The sequence below is a fragment of the Psychrobacillus sp. genome (assembly GCF_056205495.1).
Genome location: NZ_JBAEAP010000256.1, coordinates 1 through 1794 on the forward strand (window position 1 = coordinate 1; position 1794 = coordinate 1794).

The window sequence follows — 1794 nt, forward strand, 5'->3', positions numbered from 1 at the left end:
CATCACCTTTTCAATAACGACCGGTGCAAGACCTTTTGAAGGTTCGTCTATTAAGAGAAGTTTACTTTCATTAACGAAAGCCCTAGCCATCGAAAGCATTTGTTTTTGTCCTCCGGATAGATGCCCCCCATCCTTCTTCCAATACTTTTTAAGATCTGGGAATAGCTCTAAGACATACTCCTGCCTTTCTTTTGCAGCATCGTCATCCTTTCTCATGGCTACTTTTAAATTTTCCTCAACGGTTAATGCTCCGAATATACCTTGATCCTCGGGTACATATCCGATACCACTTGACGCAATCTGATGAGTAGCGTGCGAGGCAATTGATGAGTCATCGTATGTTATGATTCCTTTGGAGGCGGGTGTAAGGCCCATAATCGTTTTTAAAGTGGTCGTTTTCCCTGCTCCATTTCTACCAAGCAGCACACTCACTTCTCCTTCCCTCGCTTCAAAAGAGACTCCCTGCAAAATGTGATATTGACCAATATAAGTGTGAACGTTTTCTAATTTAAGCAAGGTGCTCATCGTATAAACCTCCCAAATATGCATTTTGAACGGTTTCATTGTTCATGATTTCATCAGGGCTACCATCTGCAAGCAGCCTTCCATTGAACAAAACCATAATAGAGTCGGAGAGGTCCAAAATCATATCCATCTTATGTTCAATCAACAAAATGGTTTTGTCTCCCTTTTGTTTAATCTGCTTGATCACATCTAATATTGCTGGAACCTCCTCTAAAGACATACCGGCGGTCGGCTCATCCAACAGCAGCACCTCTGTATCTAAAGCAAGAAGCATGGCAATTTCTAGTTTTCTTTTTTCCCCATGAGAAAGCTCATTCGCAAAGGCATATGCTTTTTTAGACAGTAAAACCATCTCCAGCAGCTGTTCTGCCTCTTCCTGAAATTTATGGTAGCTACTAAAATGACGAAGCATTTGATAACGGACTTTTTGTTTCGATTGCACCGCAAGCCTAACATTTTCCATGACAGTTAGATTTGGGAATACATTTGTTATTTGAAAGGATCTACCTAAGCCTTGTCGCGTCCTCTCGATAGAAGAATACTTAGCCAAAGATTGACCTTTATAAAATACATCTCCTTCCGTTGGCTTCAATTCACCACTAATTAAATTAAAAAAAGTTGTCTTTCCAGCTCCATTTGGCCCAATAATGGATTTGAAATGTTTTTCGGGCATAACAAAATTCACATGGTCTACTGCAATTTGACCTCCAAATTTAATCGTAAGGTTTTCCGTTCTTAATATAGGTTCCATTCGAATTGACTCCTCTCTTAAACACTAACCTTGCTTTAGAAAAGATCTATAACAAGGTTAGTTTCCTTCCTAATCCATATTAGGCAGTCAGTTTCTTCAATTCTTTAATATCGTTACTTCTTGTTTATAATTGGTGGCTCCGTTTCTTCTGGTGACAATTCTCGAATCAGAACAGGAACGGGGTAAGGGATGCCATCCTGTTTTTCTAGCTTAATAGAATACAAAGATTGAAGTGCCTGATGATCTTCCGCACGGAACGTCATTTTTCCTTTTGCAGTTTCAAAAGACATACCTTCCATCAACTTAATGAGCTCATTGGCATCTGTATTACCCTCAGATTTTTTTAATGCTTCTACAATAGCAATGGCTGCTGACATACCACCAGGAGTGAAAAGATCAGGGACATCTCCATTGAAACGTTTTTTATGCTCCTCAACTAACCAATCATTAATTTCATTGTCTGGTAATGTGTGATAATAAACCGAGAAACCCTCCATACCAATTAACGGCTCCATAAT

3 protein-coding genes are annotated in these 1794 nt (G+C 39.4%); all 3 read right to left on the reverse strand.

Going from position 1 to position 1794, the window contains the following annotated elements; translation table 11 throughout:
• A partial coding sequence (locus tag AC06OU_RS07385; protein WP_475854977.1) for an ABC transporter ATP-binding protein occupies positions 1-525 on the reverse strand: 525 nt, incomplete at its 3' end.
• A complete protein-coding gene (locus AC06OU_RS07390; protein WP_169359186.1) occupies positions 509-1276 on the reverse strand; it encodes an ABC transporter ATP-binding protein in 768 nt (255 codons plus the stop codon). The genes AC06OU_RS07390 and AC06OU_RS07385, both read right to left, overlap by 17 nt.
• Before the next feature lie 113 nt (positions 1277-1389).
• Positions 1390-1794, reverse strand: a 405-nt coding sequence (locus AC06OU_RS07395) for an ABC transporter substrate-binding protein (protein WP_475854979.1), incomplete at its 5' end; no start/stop codon positions are given.

What these genes read in the sequence shown, in the direction of transcription:
- AC06OU_RS07390 (WP_169359186.1), bottom strand. Translation starts at nt 1,276, where the DNA reads ATGGAACCTATATTAAGAACGGAAAACCTTACGATTAAATTTGGAGGT.